A 16,619-nucleotide genomic window follows, 5' to 3' on the forward strand; every position below is an offset into this window, starting at 1 on the left:
GCAAATCTCCTCTTCCGAAAGGATATTCCATGACATTCCACCCCCGCAATCTTCTTCTGCCGGCTGTGATCGCTCTCGGTCTTGCCACGCCGGCCGCAGCCACCGACACGGTCAAGCTGCGCTACCTCGCTAGCCAGGGCGGTCTTGCCGCCCATGAACTTGCCGCCGAACTCGGCTATTTCGACGGCACGGGCATCACACTGGAGAATGTCGGCTATGCCCAGGGCGGACCGGCCTCTCTCATCGCCCTGGCGTCCGGCGATGTCGAGATCGGCAGCGCCGCCACCTCCGCCGTCCTCAATTCGATTATCGGCGGCAACGACTTCGTCGCCGCCTATCCGTCGAACGGCATCAATGACGAGGTGCAGTCGACCTTCTACGTGCTGGAAGACAGCCCGATCAAAACGATCAAGGACATCGTCGGCAAGAGCATCGCGGTCAACACGCTCGGCGCGCATCTTGACTACACGATCCGCGAGGCATTGCATTCGGTCGGTTTGCCGAGCGACTCCGCCAACCAGGTCGTCGTTCCCGGGCCGCAGCTCGAACAGGTACTGCGCTCCAAGCAGGTCGATATCGCCGCCTTCGGTTATTGGCAGACAACCTTCGAGGGTGCAGCGCTGAAGAACGGCGGCCTGCGCCCGGTTTTCGACGATACCGACGTACTTGGCGACATCGCCGGCGGCTTCGTCGTCCTGCGCCGCGATTTCATCAAGCAACATCCGGAAGCCTCGAAAATCTTCGTCGAACAGTCGGCCCGCGCCCTCGACTATGCCCGCGAGCATCCCGAGGAAACCAAGAAGATCCTGGCCAAGGCGCTAGCCGAACGCGGCGAGAACGCTGATATCGCACAGTATTTCCGCGGCTACGGCGTGCGCGCCGGCGGTCTCCCGGTCGAGCGCGACATCCAGTTCTGGATCGACGTGCTGGTTCGCGAAGGCAAACTGAAGCAGGGCCAACTGGCGGCCAAGGACATCCTCTATACGGCCGACGCCAAACCGGCGAGCAATTGAGGAGGCGTGATGAGCGTCGCTGAGGACATTCGCCGCGGGGAGGTGACGATCCGTCGCCTCTCCAAATCCTACAAGCTGAACGGCAAACCGCTGCAGGTTCTGAAGGATATCAATCTCCATATCCGCTCCGGCGAAAGCCTCGCCATCGTCGGCGCCAGCGGTTCGGGCAAGACGACCCTGCTCAGGGTTCTGGCCGGACTTGAGGATTCCGATACCGGAGAGGTGCTCGTCGACGGCAAGGCAATACGAGGAGTCGGCGCCGAACGCGCCGTCATCTTCCAGGAGCCGCGCCTTCTTCCCTGGCTTGATGTACTCGACAACGTGGCATTCGGCCTGGAAACGAGAGGTCTGACGCGTCAACAGGCGAGGGAGAGGGCGCGCCGCTACGTCAAGCTCGTCGGCCTGCAGCAATTCGAAGCCGCCTACCCCCGGCAGCTCTCGGGAGGCATGGCGCAGCGCGTCGGCATCGCCCGCGCACTTGTCGTCCAGCCCGAAATCCTGCTGCTCGACGAACCACTTGGTGCGCTCGACGCGATGACCAAGATCGGCATGCAACAGGAGCTCGCCCGGATCTGGCGCGATGAGGATGTGACGACCATTCTCGTCACGCACGATCTCGAGGAGGCGATTTATCTCGCCGACCGGATCCTGATCCTGCCACGGGAAAAAGGAGCCGAGCCGCGCCTGATCGACATCGATCTGCCCCGACCCCGCGACCGCAGCGCGACGGAATTCGTCCGCCACCGTGAGCAACTGCTGAACCTATTTGGATTGCATTGACGGATGCTTTGCGGGCAGCCGTTAGCAACTCGCAAATGGGATAGAGGAATGAAGACAGCTCCGGCCGCACAGCTGGGGCAGTTCTTATGATTCGTTTGCCGATGGCTTCGTGAAATGAGGTGAGATCGTCGAAAGTGTCGGGCCGTCCGGAGCGTCGCTTGGGAGCGGACGGGAAAATTGCCTCCGCACGACCCAACTCTTGGATGGGGTGGATCGCTAGGTGAAAGGCATGTGCGATCCGAAGTTACTACCTCTCGCCCGCGATCCGGTGAGTCAACTTCGTTGTCCCAATGCAGTTCCGGTACGATGCCGGACAAAAAAGCCCCGCCGAAACGGGGCAAGTCTTGCAACACGGATCGCACAGGAGGAACACCCGTGCTTTCCTGCTAATACAATAAGATAGGATCGGTAAGGTTCCGTGCATCGATCTCTTATTGAGGATTTATTCGCACCAGTCGTTACTGGTGTTGACGAGCGGCGTGTGCGATGGCGTGTTGTCCTCTCCGCTCACTACGATTTCGATTTCCGCCAGTCAGCGGCCCAAGCTCCGAATTCCGAGCGGAACCGCCGTTCTCCGTACTTGGGGTTGATCTTAGTCTGCTCGTAGTATCGCTGCACCGGCACATGAAAGATGCGCTCGCTCGTCTCGATGGGGATGTTGCCCTTGATCCTGAACGACTGTCCGGAGCGGCCTGAAGTGCTCCATAAGGCGAGCAAGTCGCTGACAGTCAGCCGCCGGCGGCGCCAAATGCGAGAGCGCCGATGAGCAACCCCGGCGCCTCGAACAGCACTGATCTCTGCGGATTGCGATTATTGTGACGCATGCCCCATCTCCGTCATTTCGGGCGGAGACTGTAACCCCCTAGGGCACGGCGAATATCTATCCAAAAGAGCTTATCTGACACGGCGCCGTAGGAGGGCTCGCGGCTGACGACCGCAGAGCGGCATTGGTCGACGCGGAAAACAATCTCAGCGACTTGACGCGATCATCGCGTCACTGGCGAAAAACAGCGCCCGAGTGTCGGGCGGTGCATCGCTTTGAGCGGAAACGGGGAAACTTCAAGCGGGTCAATGGACCGTGATTGGACTCGGAGAGGTGAGATCGATCCAGATCGCCGGCGAAGTCTCCTTAGGGCGCATTAATGTCTGCGCAATTTCTTACTTAGCGATTTCGACGATCGACCGCGAAAGCCGGGCGATACGTCCAGAAATGAACGCCGCTGTGCAAGGGGCCTTTCGAGTTCAGGCCATCTTCGCACATTACGATTTCGATTTCCGCCGGCCGGCGGCCCAACTTTGGGCTGATCTTCGTCTGCTCGTAATATCGCTGCACCGGCACATGGAAGATGCGCTCGCCCGTCTCGATGGAGATGTTGCCCTAACAGCGTTTCACCCGACCCATGGATCCACGAGCTCGATTCCAAAACCTTCGAAGCCCCTGGTGTTGCGCGTCGCAAGGGCAAGATCGTGAGCAACCGCGGTCGCAGCGATCAACCCATCCATCGACGATAAGCCACGGCCGCTCCGCTTTGCATGGCCCATCAGATCTCCCCAAGCCACCGCGAATGGGTGAACGGCAAGCTTCGCGAAAGAAGTGACAGACGCCCGTCGCCGAGGCGGAATGGGCGACCTGCGCCATCATCACATGAATATGCTCGAAACAATCAAGGGCTGAGCGGCGGCACGGCGACCGTCACCCGCGGCCAAGATATCGCCTCAGCGCGAAAGCGTCCTTCTGAGGCGATGAATATGGGCAGCGCCGATGCCGCAGCAGCCGCCGATGATCGTGGCACCCGCTTCGGCCCAGGAACAGGCAAAGCGCGAATAGGCGTCGTCGTTCAGGTCATTACGGGTATCGTGCAGGCCTTCATTGGCGGCTGCCTCGCCCGTTTCTCCTTCGAAGGCATTGGCATAGACGCCGATTTCGATCTGCGCATTCCTCTCCCGGAACACCCGTGCCGCCGTCTCGACCGCGCGCTGCATGACCTCCGGCTTGCTGCAATTGAACAGGAAAGCCTCAGCACCCGACGACACCGCCCAGGAAGCCGCCTCCTCGACGCTTTCGCCGGAGCGGAGTTTAGGCACGCCGCCCCTGGTCGCCGCCTCGTCATCCGCCAGTGTGAACGAAATCCAGAACGGCTTGCCCGATGCCGCCACTGCCTCGCGGACGGCCTCGCCCTCGGCAATCAGGCTCAAAGTCTCGCCGAGCCACAGGTCGACGAAGGGAGCGAGGTTTTCGACCAGCACCTTGAGATAGTCCTGCACCCGGGAAGGCTGGAAATTCTCAGGCTCGTAGGAGCCGAAGATCGGTGGCAGCGAGCCGGCGACCAGCACTCTCCGGCCGGTCACGGCATCGGCAGCCTCGCGCGCCAGGCGCCCGGCAAGGCGAATCAGAGCAGGCCCCTCCTGCTGAAATCGGTCTTCACCGATATGGAAGGGCACGAGCGCATAGCTGTTCGTCGTGATGATCTCAGAGCCGGCGGCGATGAATTCCCTGTGTACCTCCCGCACGATGTCGGGCGAATTCATCAGCGCCAGCGCCGACCATTCCGGCTGCTTCAGTTCGGCGCCCAGCCGCAGAAGCTCGCGGCTCATGCCGCCATCGAGAATTCGCGTTGTGCTCATGAGGTAGTCTCCATCCAGGCTGTCGCGCCGTCATCGGCGGCGGGCTTTTCAAAATAAAGTGGCGAGCTTCCGCCTAGCGGCGAACCGGCACCTGCGCTTCGAGACCTCGAAAGACGCGGGCGATAACGGCGGTCAGGGCGAGATAAAAGAGGGTGACGACGATGAGCGGTTCGTAGACGAGCAACGTGTCCTGGCGAACCTTGTTGGCGACGGCGTAGAGATCCATCACCGTCACGGTGAAGGCGAGCGGCGTCGCCTTGAGCTGCATGACGATCTCTCCGGCAATGGTCGGCAGGGCGATGCGAATGGCGCGCGGCAACCAGATACGGCGGGTTAGCTTCCAGGGCGACAGGCCGAAGGCCCGACCGGCTTCAAGCTCGCCCTTGGGAACGGCAAGCAGCGCACCGCGCAGCACCTCGGCCTCATAGGCCGCATAATTCAGCGTGAAGCTGACGGAAGCGAAGAAAAACCCCTCGCGCAGGATCGGCCAAAACAGGCTCTGGCGGATGCCAGGGATCATCGGCAGCAGCGAGCCGACCCCGTAATAGAGGAGCCAAAGCTGGATCAGCAGTGGCGTGCCGCGGAAGAAGGTGCAGTAGCCGCGGGCGGCAAGCCGCGTCAGCCTGCCGCCGCTGACCTGTGCGAAAGCGAGACCGATGGCGATCACGAAACCGAGCACCACTGATATGACCAGCAGCGCTACGGTCTGCCAGGCGCCCGTCAGAAGCAGCGGCCAATAGGAGGAGATCCAGGTGAAACTCATGGCGCGCTTTCTTCAGGCCAGACGCGGCTGTCCCCGCCGCACCCGCCCTTCGATCAGTTTGAAGACGACGTTGGAAGCGAGTGTGATGGCGAGATAGAGAAGAGCCGAGGCGAGGAAAAACACGAAGTAATGTTTGGTGCTTGCCCCGGCGAGACGGGTGGCGAGCGCCAGTTCCTGATAGCCGACGACGGCGACCAGCGCGCTATCCTTGGTCACCGACATCCACAAATTAGCAAGCCCCGGCAGCGCGTTCGGCAACAGCGCCGGCAGCAGGATGCGGCGGAACCGCAGCACCGGTCCCATGCCGAAAGCCTTGGCGGCTTCAATCTGGCCGACGGGAATGGCGAGGATCGCGCCGCGCAGCACCTCGGTCATATAGGCGCCCTGCACGAAGCCGAGCACGGCGACGGCGGCGACGAAACCGTTCACCTCGAGCGGCGGCAGATTGAAAGCCGCCAGCAGCCGGTTGAGGCCGTCGGTGCCGGCATAATAGAGCCCGACGATCAGGATCAGCTCGGGAACAGCGCGAATGACGGTGGTATAGAAATCAAGCAGCAGGCGGAGCACTGGATTGCCCGAAAGCTTTCCCAGCGCGCCGCCCGTGCCGAGCAGCAGACCGACGGCAAAGGCGCAGGCCGAGATGGCGACCGTGGAGACTGCACCTGCCAAGAGAACGCCGCCCCATCCCGGAGGATAGGGGGACAGCAGGTCCAGAATGCCTTGTTGCGCGGTCGCCATCTCTAGAAGTGCTTACTTCGCGCCGTAGATATCGAAGTCGAAGTACTTCTTGGTGATCGCGTCGTACTGACCGTTGGCGCGAACCGCTGATATCGCCTTGTTCAGCTTGGCTTTCAGCTCCGTATCTTCCTTGCGCAGGCCGCCGGAAACGCCAGCCCCAAGGATCTCCTTGTCGTCGGCGACATCGCCCATGTTGGCGCAGCAATCCTTGCCCGCATCGCTTTTCAGGAAGGCGTCAAGCGCCAGCGAATCGCCGAAGACGTAATCGATGCGGCCGGAGGCGAGATCCTGGAAAGCCTCGTCGAGTGTCTGGTAGGTCTTTTCCTCGGCGACGTCGGCAAAATACTTCTTGTAATATTCCGACTGGATCGTCGACACTTGGATACCGATGGTCTTGCCCTTCACGTCCTCTGCCGTGGCGCCCGGCTTCTGATCCTTGGGGCCGATCAGCGTGCTCGGCGTGTTGTAGTATTTATCGGTGAAGTCGATCACCTTCGAGCGTTCCGCGGTGTTCGACATCGACGACCAGATCACGTCGAACTTCTTGCTCTCAAGAGCCGGAATGAGGCCATCCCAAGAGATCTCGACGATCGAGCACCTCTCCTTCATCTCTTCGCAGACGGCATTCATCAGATCGATTTCCCATCCCTGCCACTGGCCCGAAGCGTCCTTGGCGAAGAAGGGCGGATAAGATTCGTTCATGACGCCGAAGCGGACGTCGGCCTGTGCCGCGACGGCGGAAAGCGCAAATGCGACGCCGGCGAAAAGCGTGGGGAGCAGTTTCATTCGCAGGATTCTCCTGGTTCGTGTTGTGGTGATGGCTCGATGGCGGTTCAGTGGGCGCTGAGACGAGTGAATTCCCGGCAGCGGGCGCTGACAGGTGCCCCGAAGACTTGCTCCGGCGTGCCTTCCTCCTCGATCCGACCCTGGTGCAGGAAGAGGACGCGACTCGAGACGTCGCGGGCGAAGCGCATTTCATGCGTGACGATCAGCATGGTCCGGCCCTCTTCCGCCAGATCGCGGATGACTTTCAGCACCTCGCCAACCAGTTCGGGATCGAGCGCCGATGTCGGCTCATCGAACAGCATGACGGCGGGATCGACGCAGAGCGCTCTTGCGATCGCCGCGCGCTGCTGCTGGCCGCCGGAGAGAAAGGCGGGATAGGCATCACGCTTGTCGAAGAGCCCGACCTTGTGCAGCAGGGCTTCCGCCTTTTCGATAGCCTCGCGCCTGGAAACGCCTATGACATGCACCGGCGCCTCGATGACGTTTTCCAGCACGGTCCGATGGGCCCAGAGATTGAAGCTCTGAAAGACCATGCCGATCCCGGTTCGCAGCCGCTCGATCTGCCGCCAGCTCTGCGGCTGCAGCCGTCCGCCGCGACCGGTCTTCAGAGCGACCGCCTCGCCGTTCACGGCGATGCGGCCGCGATCCGGCGTTTCCAGAAAATTGATGCATCTGAGGAAGGTGCTCTTGCCAGAACCGGACGAGCCGATAATGGAGATGACGTCAGACTTATGGGCCTCAGCCGAAATACCCTTGAGAACCTGTTGCGAGCCGAAGCTTTTATGAAGATCTTCGACGCGAAGAGCAGGAATGGACTGATCCGACATGCATGGGTCCGGCTGAAATGAGTTTGCGAAGGATAATGATAAAGTTGCGCGGTTTTTTCGCGCAATTTCTGCCTCTTCTGCATTTAATGTGCAAAATAATCTTTCTCATGCGGCAAATCAGGCAGAACGCATGAGCCGCGAAACACCGAAATGGACTGGACAATGGAACAGCTGGATCGTTTTGATCGTGACATTCTCGATATCGTTCAGCGCGACTGCCAGCTGAAGGCCGAAACGATCGCCGAACGGGTGGGGTTGTCGGTCTCGGCCGTGCAGCGGCGGTTGAAGCGCCTGCGCGAGGAAGGGATCATCAAAGCGGAGGTCGCCGTCCTCGACCGGAAGGCGACGGGAACATCGATGGTGTTCATCGTCGGGATGGAGATCGAGCGGGACAATTACGACGCCTTGGCGAAGTTCCGCGTCTGGGCGGAAAAACAGGATCATATCCAGCAGGTCTATTACGTCACCGGCGCGGTCGATCTGATCGCGATCGTCACCGCCCGCGACGTCGAGCATTATGACGATATCGCCGCCCTCATCATGGCTGACAATCCGCAGATCCGCCGCATGCACACCAATGTCGTGCTGCGCGACGTCAAGCTCGGCCTGTTCGTGCCGCCGGAATAGGATCGCGCCCGGGCAAGCGACTGGACTCAGATCGGGCAAAGGGCATAATTCCGGGCGCAGATCCTTGGGAGGAATGACCGTTGACGCTACGACACCAGATCATCGCATTGGCGATCGTTCCGCTCGTCATCTCGATCCTCGCGATCACCACCTTCATCACCTGGCAATCGGCAAATCTCGCAAAGAACAGCATCGACACGTTCGAGCAGAACATGCTGAAGACAAAGGAAACCGAAATCCTCAACCTGACCAATCTTGCCTTGTCCGCCATCCAAGCGATCTATGATAAGGCCGGTCCCGACGACGAAGCCGCCAAGCAGCAGGTGGCTGAAATTCTGACCTCGCTCGATTACGGCAGGGACGGCTATTTCTTCGTCTATGACTATGACGGCAACAATATCGTTCATCCGCGCCAGAGCTTCCGGCATGGGCAGAATTGGCTGGATCTTACCGATCCTGACGGCGACAAGGTCATTGCCGAGCTGATCGCCACGGCAAAGGCCGGCGGCGGCCTGCATCAATATAAATGGCAGAAACCCTCGACCGGGCAGGTTGCCGACAAGCTCTCCTTCGTCGTCAGCCTCGACAAATGGCGCTGGGTGGTGGGAACCGGCGTCTATCTCGACGATGTCTTTGCCCAGAGTGCGGCCGCCAACGCCGTGATGCGCGCCAACATCAGACGAACCTTCGTCATCGTCGCGCTGATTGCCGTACCTTCGGTGCTCGTCGTCTTCACGACCTGCATGCTGCTGACCTTCCATGAGCGCCGTATGGCCGACGGCCGACTCAAGGAGCTGACGCAGCGGGTCATCGATACCCAGGAGGAAGAACGCGCGCGGCTCGCCCGCGAGCTGCACGACGGCATTTCCCAGAATCTTCTCGGGGTGCGCTATGCGATGGATCTCGCCGGCCGCAAGGTCAGGACCAACGTCGACGATGCAGCGCTGACCATCGACCGTGGTGTCGAGGCGCTAAACGGCGCCATCAAGGAAATCCGGCGGCTGTCGCACGATCTGCGCCCCCGCGTGCTCGACGATCTCGGCCTGACAGCCGCGCTGGAGGCGCTCTGTCATCATTTCGCCGAGCGCACGGGGATCGAGACTGATATCGACGCTTCAGGCTTTACCGGCACGCTGAAAGCCGAGGCCAACACTGCCCTCTATCGCGTCGCACAGGAAGCCTTCAACAATGTCGAGCGGCACTCGGGCGCCTCGAAGCTTTCGGTGAAGCTCTGGAGCGACGGCGGCCGCGCCCGCATGACGATTTCAGACAACGGCACCGGCTTCGACGGCAGCAAGGACGGCGCAGACGGCGAATCAGGGCTCGGGCTGCGCAACATGCAGGAGCGGATGGCCCACTTCCGCGGCCTGCTGCTTATCAACAGCAGCGAGTCCGGCACGACGCTGACGGCGATGATGCCGAGATCGGCCAATCTGCCCGTCGGCAAGCAGGCGGAAGCCGCATGACCGAACGCCCGAAAATCAAGGTGCTCCTGATCGACAACCATCCGCTGGTGCTGGACGGGCTGAAAGCCGTGCTCGAAACCTTCGATCATATCGAAGTCGCCGGCACCGCAGGGCTTGCCCAAACGGGTCTCGACATCGCCCGGCAGGTCCAGCCGCAGGTGGTGCTGATGGACATCAACATGCCGAAACTCAGCGGTATCGATGCGATCGAACTGTTCAGGAGCGAGCTTCCCCAGGCCCGTGTTGTCATGCTCTCCATGCATGACAGCCGCGAATATATCTCCTCCTCGGTCATGCATGGCGCTGCCGGTTACGTGCTCAAAGATGTTTCGACTGACGAGATTGTCTCGGCTATCGACACCGTGGCTGCGGGGGGCACCTATTTCTCCTCGGGTGTCTTCGACGCGCTGATGGGCGAACGCGCGGAAGAGGGCAGTGATCCCCTGACGCCTCGCGAGCGCGACATTCTCGGGCTGATCGTTGCCGGCAGCAGCAACAGGGAGATCGCCGAAGCGCTCGGAATAACCGCCGCGACGGCGGAAACGCACCGCAAGAACCTCAAGAAGAAGCTCGGCATCGCCACCACGGCCGGCCTCATCCGCTATGCGCTCGATCACGGTATCGTCTCGAAAATCAGCGGAAATCCGCGCCTACCCACTTCTGGGTAGGCCCCGGCATTTCGGCCCCGCGCCCATCTTGTGAGGACAAAACCGACGCCATAGGACTCCATCCGCGGCTGGCCAAGTGTCAGTCGTTGGGAGGAATTCATATGCGTTACATCAGCCTTCGATCGGCCGGGAAGGTCGAGCGATCCGAACCGGGCTCGCCGCGGCCGCCGGCTGACAGACCCGCCTTCCACGCCGACAACTGGAACATGGCGATCGCCGCCCGCGTCGCCTGAAAGGTATCCGACATGGAAAAACCACGTAGCAAGGCAGCGCTCTGGCTGCTGATCATTCCGTACATAGGGCTGCTCTGGCCGCCATTCTACAATCTCCGTGAGCCGTCGCTTTTCGGCTTTCCCTTCTTCTACTGGTATCAGCTTCTCTGGGTGCCGATCACCGCGACGCTGACCTGGATCGCCTATCGGAGCGTTCGCCATGACGACTGACATCGACGGCACGGCGCTTGCCGTCTTCATCTTCTTCTTTGCCCTTGTCACCGTCATGGGCTTCGTCGCCAGCCGCTGGCGCAAGCCCGAGACCCTCGCCCATATCGATGAATGGGGCCTCGGCGGCCGCAACTTCGGCACCTGGATCACCTGGTTCCTCGTCGGCGGCGATTTCTATACAGCCTATACCGTGATCGCCGTGCCGGCGCTGGTCTACACGGTCGGCGCCTACGGCTTCTTCGCGCTACCCTATACGATCGTCGTCTATCCCTTCGTCTTCATGGTCATGCCGGTCCTGTGGAAACGCGCCAAAGATTTCGGCTATGTCACGGCGGCCGACGTCGTCCATGGCCAATACGGATCGCGCGGTCTCGAACTCGCCGTCGCGGCCACGGGCGTCATCGCCACCATGCCCTACATCGCCCTGCAGCTCGTCGGCATGACGGCGGTCCTGAAGGGGCTCGGGCTGCATGGCGAACTGCCGCTGGCAATCGCCTTCATCGTGCTGGCGCTCTACACCTATTCGGCGGGCCTGCGCGCACCGGCGCTGATCGCTTTCGTCAAGGACATCATGATCTATATCGTGGTGATCGCAGCGGTCGCGCTGATCCCATCAAAGCTCGGCGGTTATGCGAATGTCTTCGCCTCAGCCGATGCGGCTTTCCAGGCCAAGGGCTCCGGTAATCTGCTGCTCGGTGGCAACCAATATGTCGCCTATGCCACACTCGCTCTCGGTTCGGCGCTCGCAGCCTTCATGTATCCGCATACGCTGACCGGCATCTTCGCCTCCAACAGCGGCAAGACGATCCGCAAGAACGCGATCATGCTGCCCGCCTATACGCTGCTGCTCGGCCTGCTGGCGCTGCTCGGCTATATGGGGCACGCTGCCAACCTGAAGCTCGACAGTGCGAACGACGTCGTTCCCACGCTGTTCAAGACGCTGTTTTCGGGCTGGTTCTCCGGCTTCGCCTTTGCGGCGATCGCCATCGGCGCACTGGTGCCGGCGGCGGTGATGAGCATTGGCGCAGCCAACCTCTTCACCCGCAATTTCTGGAAAGCCTATGTCGATCCCAAAGTCAGCGATGCGGGCGAGGCCAAGGTGGCGAAGGTGACGTCGCTCGTCGTCAAGGTCGGCGCGCTTCTCGTCATCATCTTCCTGCCGACGCAATTCGCACTCGACCTGCAGCTGCTCGGCGGCATCTGGATCCTGCAGACGCTCCCGGCGCTCGTCTTCGGCCTCTATACCAACTGGTTCCGCGCACCCGGCCTGCTTGCCGGCTGGTTCGTCGGCTTCTGCGGCGGCACCTTCCTGGTCTGGGATGCCGGCTGGAAGCCTCTGCATCTGATCAGCCTCGGCGGCGAACCCTTCACCGTCTATACCGGGCTGCTGGCGCTTGCGGCAAACATCGCGGTTGCAATCATGGTCAACGCCTTGCTTCCGGCCAGGGCGACGGCCCGCGCATAGCTGAAAACGCGAAGGGCAGCAAATGCTGCCCTTCGTCGCTTTATGCTTCGGGCAGAAGCTGATGAAAGATCAGGCGATCAGAACTCTTCCCAATCGCTGGCCAATGCCGCGTTGCCATTTGCCTGGAACGACTTGCTACCTTTGCAATCATCTGGCGCGGGCGAGACACGGCTGCTCGCCATGGTGTCAGGCAGCGCGCGGCGGGTATTCGCTGGCAGAGAAGACGTGGTGATGCACCTTCCCGGTGAAGAGCTTCAGAAGCTCACCCGTCACCTCGCGGCTCTGGAACCGCACATCGGAAAGAAGTGCTGCATTCACCGCATCCATATCGGGATAACGAATGGCAAGCGCCATGGCATAGACCGGAGCGCCCTCATCACGCTCCATTCCATCCAACACCCGGACTTCCTCGGCTCCGGGAAATTTCGTCCATAGAGGAACGAGCCGCTGCCTGACAAAATCGCGGAATTCCTCTTCTCTGCCGGGATGGATTTCGCCTTCAAACAAAGCATAACGAATAATCATGGGTTCTCTTTTCCAAAACTCGCCGGAGCTGGATTGATGGTGGTGCGGAGGCGGGGAGGGCGTATCCTCCGATACGCCCGTGGGAAGGCTTATTTGCCCCAGATTTTCTTGTATTGATCGCGATAGCCGTTATCGGGATCGAAGCTGTTCTTCGGCCCTCCGTCGAATTCGACATTCGCGCTGGTCACCACGTGGAGCGGCGACACATAGCCCGACCACGGGGCGCCCGCGAAGGCGCGGTTCAGTTCATCGACGAGTTGCCAACCCTGGAGGTTGAGCGGCTCGGCGACCGTGACGGCCTGGAACTGCTTGGCGCGGATGCGCTGATAGGCGCTCTCCGAACCGTCGCCGGCAGCGACGTTGACCGGCTTTCCGTCGCCGGCGATACCGGCCGAGGCGAGCGAGGGGCCCATGAAGTCGTAATAGAGGTCGTTGATCGCCAGCGAATGCGTCCATTTCGCACCGTACTTCTGCAGGAGCGACGTGGTGAGCTGCGGCATGCGCTGCGAGGTTTCGGCAATCGGGGTATCGACGTATTCGAGCACCGTGCCGCCGAGATCCTCGATCTCCTTTTTCATGCGGTCGGCCTTGGCGATCGCGATCGCATAGGTGGAGTCGGTGAAGATGATGACACCCGGCTTGCCGCCGGCATCGGCGAAGGCCCAGTCTGCCGCGGACTTCGATACTTCCATCGCATCGGTGGTGACGTTGGCGAAGACGCCGACGTCGGCAACCGGACCGACGGCCGAGGCGGCGTGCCAGGACACCATCGGGATGCCGGCAGCCTTGGCCGCTTCCATCGCCGGCTTCTGCTCGACCGCGTCAAAGCCATTGATGATGATGCCATCCGGCTTCAGCGCCATGGCCTGGCCGAAAGCCGCGGTGCGCCCACCGATCGAGCCGGCGCCGTCGAGTACCTTCACCGTCCAGCCGAGCGCGCCGGCCGCTTCCTGCACGCCGTTGGCCACGCCGAGGATGCCGCCGTTCTTCATGTCGCCGGCAAGGACGACGATGTTCTTGCCCGCAGCCCCCTTGGGGCCGCTCGTCGGGCCATCCCATGCGCTCACCTTGGACGCATACTTTTCGACCACCGCTTTGGCATCCGCCATGGAATCGGCCAGTGCCGGCACGCTGAGCATAAAGGCGACGGTTGCAACCGTTGCCTGCAATAAAGTCCTGCGCTTCATGTTCACTCCTCCATTTTGTTTGTTATGAAATGCCGGCTTGGCCGACATCCTCATTTGGATGCGGGTGTGATCCTCCTCACAGCTCCGCGCTTGCGCTGGGCGTAACCTGCAATGCCGATGGCAATCAGCAGGGTTACGCCGTTGAACAGCGGTTCGACGAAGAACGACCCGCCGAATTGCTGAATTCCCGATATACCGACCGCCAGGATGATGACGCCGATCAGGGTGCCCCAGACGTTGACCCGTCCCGGCTTGATCGTCGTCGATCCGAGAAATGCGCCGACAAGTGCCGGGAGGAGATATTCGAGGCCGACGCTCGCCTGACCGATGCGCAGCTTCGAGGCGAGGAGAACCCCCGTCAGAGCCGCCAGCAGGCCCGAGGTGACGAATGCGCCCATCACGAACTTGCGGACGGGAATGCCGTTGAGTGCGGCGGCCTTGGGGTTGGCGCCGATGGCGTAGAGATAACGGCCGATCGGCAGGTATTCGAGAACGATCCACATGCAGATCGCGATCAGCAGCACGTAGAAGCCGGTGATCGGGAGGCCGAACAGCATGGTGCCGTTCAGCGCGTAGAACCCTTCCGGCAGGACGCCGACCACCTGCCGGCCGCCGGTGTGCCAAAGTGCAAGCGCGTACAGCACCGTTCCCGTGCCGAGCGTGGCGATGAAGCTGTCGATCTTCGCCACCTCGACCAGCAGACCGTTGATGAAGCCGGTGAGGATGCCGAGCGCAAGAACGATGAGGACGGCGACCGGCCAGGGCAGGCCGTAGACCGTCTGCAGGCTGATGGCAAGAATGTGCCAGAGCACGATGCCGTAGCCAACCGTCAGGTCGATGCGGCCCGACGCCATCGGGATCATCGCGGCGAGCGACAGCAGCGCAATGATCGCCTTGTCGGAGACGATCGAACGGACGTTCAACACCGTCGGAAACGTATCCGGCAGCATGATCGAGAAGAGCAGGATCAGGCCGACGGTCAGGATCACCAGTCCGTAGACGGGGATCAGGCGCCCGATCTTCTGTCCTGTGGACAAGCCGGCCATTTCGCTTTTGGTCGGCTCCAGCGCCGTGGATTCAATGGATTGCATGGCTGTTCTCCCGATGGCTCAAGCAGCTTCCGATGCGGATGCGGCCGTGATGACCGCCTCCGTCGTCAGAGCCCTTCCAGTCAGTTCGCTGACGATTTTGCCGCGCGAGAAAACCAGCGCGCGGTGGCAGATATGGGCGATTTCCTCAAAATCCGTCGACACCACGACGACTGCGAGACCGGCCTCCAGCGCCTGGGTGATCAGACGGTAGATCTCCGCACGCGCGCCGATGTCGACGCCGGCGGTCGGATCTTCCGCGATCAGCAGCTTGCGGCCGGTTGCCAGCCAGCGGCCGACGACCACCTTCTGCTGGTTGCCGCCCGACAGGGCCTCGACAGGCAGATCCGGATCGTTCGGCCTGAGGCCGACGGTATGGCCGATCGCATGGGCAAGATCGGCTTCGCCGCGCGGTGACAGGAAGGACAACAGCCCGCGCCCGACAGCGCCGGGATTGAGGTAGGTGTTTTCCCGAATGGAAAGCGATGGTGCGACGGATTCCTCCGTGCGGTCACGGGCAATTAATCCGATGCCCGACGCCATTGCGCTCAGCGGGCTTGAAAGGTCCGGGGCCCGGTCATGCATCAGGATCGTGCCGCCGAAGGGCTCGCAGCCGAACAAGGCGCGGCCGATGCGTTCCTGGCCTGCGCCGCGCAGTCCTGCAAGGCCGAGCAACTCGCCCTCTCTTATATCGAAGGATATCGGGCTCGTGCCGGCGCAGACCAGGTCGCGCACCTTGACGATCGCCTTGCCGGGCTTGATCTCGGTCTTCGAAAAGAGACTGTCGCCGCTGCGGCCGATGATCATCGTCACCAGTTCGTCGGGCGTGGTCTCGCTGACGGGCTTCTGTCCGACCATGCATCCGTCGCGCAGCACGGCGACGCGATCGGCGATGCGGAAAATCTCGTCCAGTCTGTGGGAGACGTAGATCATGCCGACGCCGCGCTCCTTCAGCGGCCGGATCGCATTGAACAGGCGATCGACTTCGTCGGCGGGCAGGCTCGCTGTGGGTTCGTCGAGCACCAGAACGTCGGCTTCGACGGCAAGCGCGCGGGCAATGGCGACGAGCGATTTTTCGGTGCGCGACAGGGCCGAGACCCGCGTCGTCGGATCGAAATCGCAGCCGACCAGCTTTAAGGCCTCTTTGGCGCGCGCCTGCGTCCTGTTCCAGTCGATCAGGCCCCGGCGCATCGAGAAGCCCTGCGACAGGCCCATATTCTCACCGACCGTCATCCACTCGATCAAGCCGAGATCCTGATGGATGAATGCGACCGGTTGCCGCTCGTTCGGCTTCGGCGGGCGATGATGGTAGCTCTGGCCGCGGAACAAGATGTCACCGTTGTCGGGCTTGTAGATGCCGGCCAGCGTCTTGATCAGCGTCGATTTGCCGGCGCCGTTTTCGCCGAGCAGCGCGAGGATCTCGCCCTCGCGCAGGTCGATCGAGACGTCACGCAGCGCCTGCGTGCCGCCGAAGCTTTTGGTGATCGATTGGAACTCCAGCAGTCTCTTGGCTTCCACTGTGGCTCCTCCCAAAGCTGCAGCTGTCGTTATGGATAGATGTTATCGATAACATTACCGAATAGTCAAGCGGAAAGTGACAATCTCCCATGCCTGAAAT

17 protein-coding genes and 3 pseudogenes are annotated in these 16,619 nt (G+C 61.5%); 8 read left to right on the top strand and 12 right to left on the bottom strand.

The features are described from left to right. Positions 1 to 29 precede the first annotated feature (29 nt). Both HJC04_RS23360 and HJC04_RS23365 read left to right on the top strand, forming a co-directional pair. Positions 30 to 1,013, top strand: coding sequence for an ABC transporter substrate-binding protein (locus HJC04_RS23360; RefSeq protein ID WP_210633453.1), 984 nt, complete (start codon positions 30 to 32; stop codon positions 1,011 to 1,013). A gap of 9 nt (positions 1,014 to 1,022) precedes the next feature. Further along, positions 1,023 to 1,793 carry an ABC transporter ATP-binding protein gene (locus HJC04_RS23365; protein ID WP_221147256.1) on the top strand — a complete coding sequence of 257 codons (771 nt, stop codon included), beginning with the start codon at positions 1,023 to 1,025 and terminating at the stop codon, positions 1,791 to 1,793. Positions 1,794 to 2,303: 510 nt separating this feature from the next. Here the strand turns inward: HJC04_RS23365 and HJC04_RS23370 are convergent. From HJC04_RS23370 to HJC04_RS23395, 8 genes and pseudogenes are all read right to left on the bottom strand, one after another. Then, a pseudogene (locus tag HJC04_RS23370) lies at positions 2,304 to 2,617 on the bottom strand (succinoglycan biosynthesis protein exoi). A gap of 458 nt (positions 2,618 to 3,075) precedes the next feature. Then, positions 3,076 to 3,171 (bottom strand): annotated as a pseudogene (locus tag HJC04_RS31920) (succinoglycan biosynthesis protein exoi); the annotation flags it as partial. 11 nt (positions 3,172 to 3,182) lie between these two features. Next, positions 3,183 to 3,362 (bottom strand): annotated as a pseudogene (locus HJC04_RS31925) (VapC toxin family PIN domain ribonuclease); the annotation flags it as partial. 147 nt (positions 3,363 to 3,509) lie between these two features. After that, positions 3,510 to 4,418 (bottom strand): homocysteine S-methyltransferase family protein, encoded by a 909-nt coding sequence (locus HJC04_RS23375; protein ID WP_221147257.1) that lies wholly within the window; start codon positions 4,416 to 4,418, stop codon positions 3,510 to 3,512. Positions 4,419 to 4,491: 73 nt separating this feature from the next. Further along, positions 4,492 to 5,181: an ABC transporter permease gene (locus HJC04_RS23380; RefSeq protein ID WP_221147258.1), complete on the bottom strand. Its 690-nt coding sequence runs from the start codon at positions 5,179 to 5,181 to the stop codon at positions 4,492 to 4,494. 12 nt (positions 5,182 to 5,193) lie between these two features. After that, on the bottom strand, positions 5,194 to 5,919 hold the full coding sequence (locus HJC04_RS23385; protein ID WP_210633448.1) for an ABC transporter permease: 726 nt from the start codon (positions 5,917 to 5,919) through the stop codon (positions 5,194 to 5,196). A 12-nt stretch (positions 5,920 to 5,931) separates the two neighbouring features. Continuing rightward, complete coding sequence (locus HJC04_RS23390) at positions 5,932 to 6,705, bottom strand: transporter substrate-binding domain-containing protein (protein WP_210633447.1); 774 nt, start codon at positions 6,703 to 6,705, stop codon at positions 5,932 to 5,934. Positions 6,706 to 6,752: 47 nt separating this feature from the next. After that, the gene (locus HJC04_RS23395) at positions 6,753 to 7,532 is read right to left on the bottom strand and encodes an ABC transporter ATP-binding protein (protein WP_221147259.1); all 780 of its coding nucleotides are present in this window, start codon (positions 7,530 to 7,532) and stop codon (positions 6,753 to 6,755) included. A gap of 162 nt (positions 7,533 to 7,694) precedes the next feature. Between HJC04_RS23395 and HJC04_RS23400 the strand changes: the two genes are divergently transcribed. From HJC04_RS23400 to mctP, 6 genes are all read left to right on the top strand, one after another. After that, a complete protein-coding gene (locus HJC04_RS23400) occupies positions 7,695 to 8,159 on the top strand; it encodes an Lrp/AsnC family transcriptional regulator (RefSeq protein ID WP_221147260.1) in 465 nt (154 codons plus the stop codon). 80 nt (positions 8,160 to 8,239) lie between these two features. Next, entirely contained in the window at positions 8,240 to 9,625 is a 1,386-nt protein-coding gene (locus HJC04_RS23405) for a cache domain-containing protein (RefSeq protein ID WP_210633445.1), read from the top strand. Next, positions 9,622 to 10,293, top strand: coding sequence for a response regulator transcription factor (locus HJC04_RS23410; protein ID WP_210633444.1), 672 nt, complete (start codon positions 9,622 to 9,624; stop codon positions 10,291 to 10,293). The genes HJC04_RS23405 and HJC04_RS23410 overlap by 4 nt, the downstream gene beginning before the upstream one ends. A 101-nt stretch (positions 10,294 to 10,394) precedes the next feature. Next, positions 10,395 to 10,526: a hypothetical protein gene (locus HJC04_RS31930; RefSeq protein WP_259668926.1), complete on the top strand. Its 132-nt coding sequence runs from the start codon at positions 10,395 to 10,397 to the stop codon at positions 10,524 to 10,526. Between the two features lie 12 nt (positions 10,527 to 10,538). Beyond that, positions 10,539 to 10,736: a DUF3311 domain-containing protein gene (locus HJC04_RS23415; RefSeq protein ID WP_007539443.1), complete on the top strand. Its 198-nt coding sequence runs from the start codon at positions 10,539 to 10,541 to the stop codon at positions 10,734 to 10,736. Further along, on the top strand, positions 10,726 to 12,201 hold the full coding sequence (gene mctP, locus HJC04_RS23420) for a monocarboxylate uptake permease MctP (protein WP_210633443.1): 1,476 nt from the start codon (positions 10,726 to 10,728) through the stop codon (positions 12,199 to 12,201). Before HJC04_RS23415 ends, mctP begins: the two co-directional genes overlap by 11 nt. Before the next feature lie 186 nt (positions 12,202 to 12,387). Here mctP and HJC04_RS23425 read toward each other — a convergent pair whose 3' ends face one another. The 4 genes from HJC04_RS23425 to HJC04_RS23440 form a co-directional block, all read right to left on the bottom strand. Then, positions 12,388 to 12,726 (bottom strand): hypothetical protein, encoded by a 339-nt coding sequence (locus HJC04_RS23425; RefSeq protein WP_210633442.1) that lies wholly within the window; start codon positions 12,724 to 12,726, stop codon positions 12,388 to 12,390. Positions 12,727 to 12,815: 89 nt separating this feature from the next. Further along, a complete protein-coding gene (locus tag HJC04_RS23430; RefSeq protein WP_210633441.1) occupies positions 12,816 to 13,913 on the bottom strand; it encodes a substrate-binding domain-containing protein in 1,098 nt (365 codons plus the stop codon). A 50-nt stretch (positions 13,914 to 13,963) separates the two neighbouring features. Further along, entirely contained in the window at positions 13,964 to 15,004 is a 1,041-nt protein-coding gene (locus HJC04_RS23435; protein ID WP_210633440.1) for an ABC transporter permease, read from the bottom strand. A gap of 18 nt (positions 15,005 to 15,022) precedes the next feature. Continuing rightward, entirely contained in the window at positions 15,023 to 16,519 is a 1,497-nt protein-coding gene (locus tag HJC04_RS23440; RefSeq protein ID WP_210633439.1) for a sugar ABC transporter ATP-binding protein, read from the bottom strand. Positions 16,520 to 16,619 lie beyond the last annotated feature (100 nt).

The sequence above is a fragment of the Rhizobium sp. NLR8a genome, assembly GCF_019685235.1.
GTDB lineage: Bacteria > Pseudomonadota > Alphaproteobacteria > Rhizobiales > Rhizobiaceae > Rhizobium.

Coding starts and splice junctions, on each gene's coding strand:
- HJC04_RS23360 (WP_210633453.1), top strand. CDS start 30: ATGACATTCCACCCCCGCAATCTTCTTCTGCCGGCTGTGATCGCTCTC.
- HJC04_RS23365 (WP_221147256.1), top strand. CDS start 1,023: ATGAGCGTCGCTGAGGACATTCGCCGCGGGGAGGTGACGATCCGTCGC.
- HJC04_RS23375 (WP_221147257.1), bottom strand. CDS start 4,418: ATGAGCACAACGCGAATTCTCGATGGCGGCATGAGCCGCGAGCTTCTG.
- HJC04_RS23380 (WP_221147258.1), bottom strand. CDS start 5,181: ATGAGTTTCACCTGGATCTCCTCCTATTGGCCGCTGCTTCTGACGGGC.
- HJC04_RS23385 (WP_210633448.1), bottom strand. CDS start 5,919: ATGGCGACCGCGCAACAAGGCATTCTGGACCTGCTGTCCCCCTATCCT.
- HJC04_RS23390 (WP_210633447.1), bottom strand. CDS start 6,705: ATGAAACTGCTCCCCACGCTTTTCGCCGGCGTCGCATTTGCGCTTTCC.
- HJC04_RS23395 (WP_221147259.1), bottom strand. CDS start 7,532: ATGTCGGATCAGTCCATTCCTGCTCTTCGCGTCGAAGATCTTCATAAA.
- HJC04_RS23400 (WP_221147260.1), top strand. CDS start 7,695: ATGGAACAGCTGGATCGTTTTGATCGTGACATTCTCGATATCGTTCAG.
- HJC04_RS23410 (WP_210633444.1), top strand. CDS start 9,622: ATGACCGAACGCCCGAAAATCAAGGTGCTCCTGATCGACAACCATCCG.
- HJC04_RS31930 (WP_259668926.1), top strand. CDS start 10,395: ATGCGTTACATCAGCCTTCGATCGGCCGGGAAGGTCGAGCGATCCGAA.
- HJC04_RS23415 (WP_007539443.1), top strand. CDS start 10,539: ATGGAAAAACCACGTAGCAAGGCAGCGCTCTGGCTGCTGATCATTCCG.
- mctP (WP_210633443.1), top strand. CDS start 10,726: ATGACGACTGACATCGACGGCACGGCGCTTGCCGTCTTCATCTTCTTC.
- HJC04_RS23425 (WP_210633442.1), bottom strand. CDS start 12,726: ATGATTATTCGTTATGCTTTGTTTGAAGGCGAAATCCATCCCGGCAGA.
- HJC04_RS23430 (WP_210633441.1), bottom strand. CDS start 13,913: ATGAAGCGCAGGACTTTATTGCAGGCAACGGTTGCAACCGTCGCCTTT.
- HJC04_RS23435 (WP_210633440.1), bottom strand. CDS start 15,004: ATGCAATCCATTGAATCCACGGCGCTGGAGCCGACCAAAAGCGAAATG.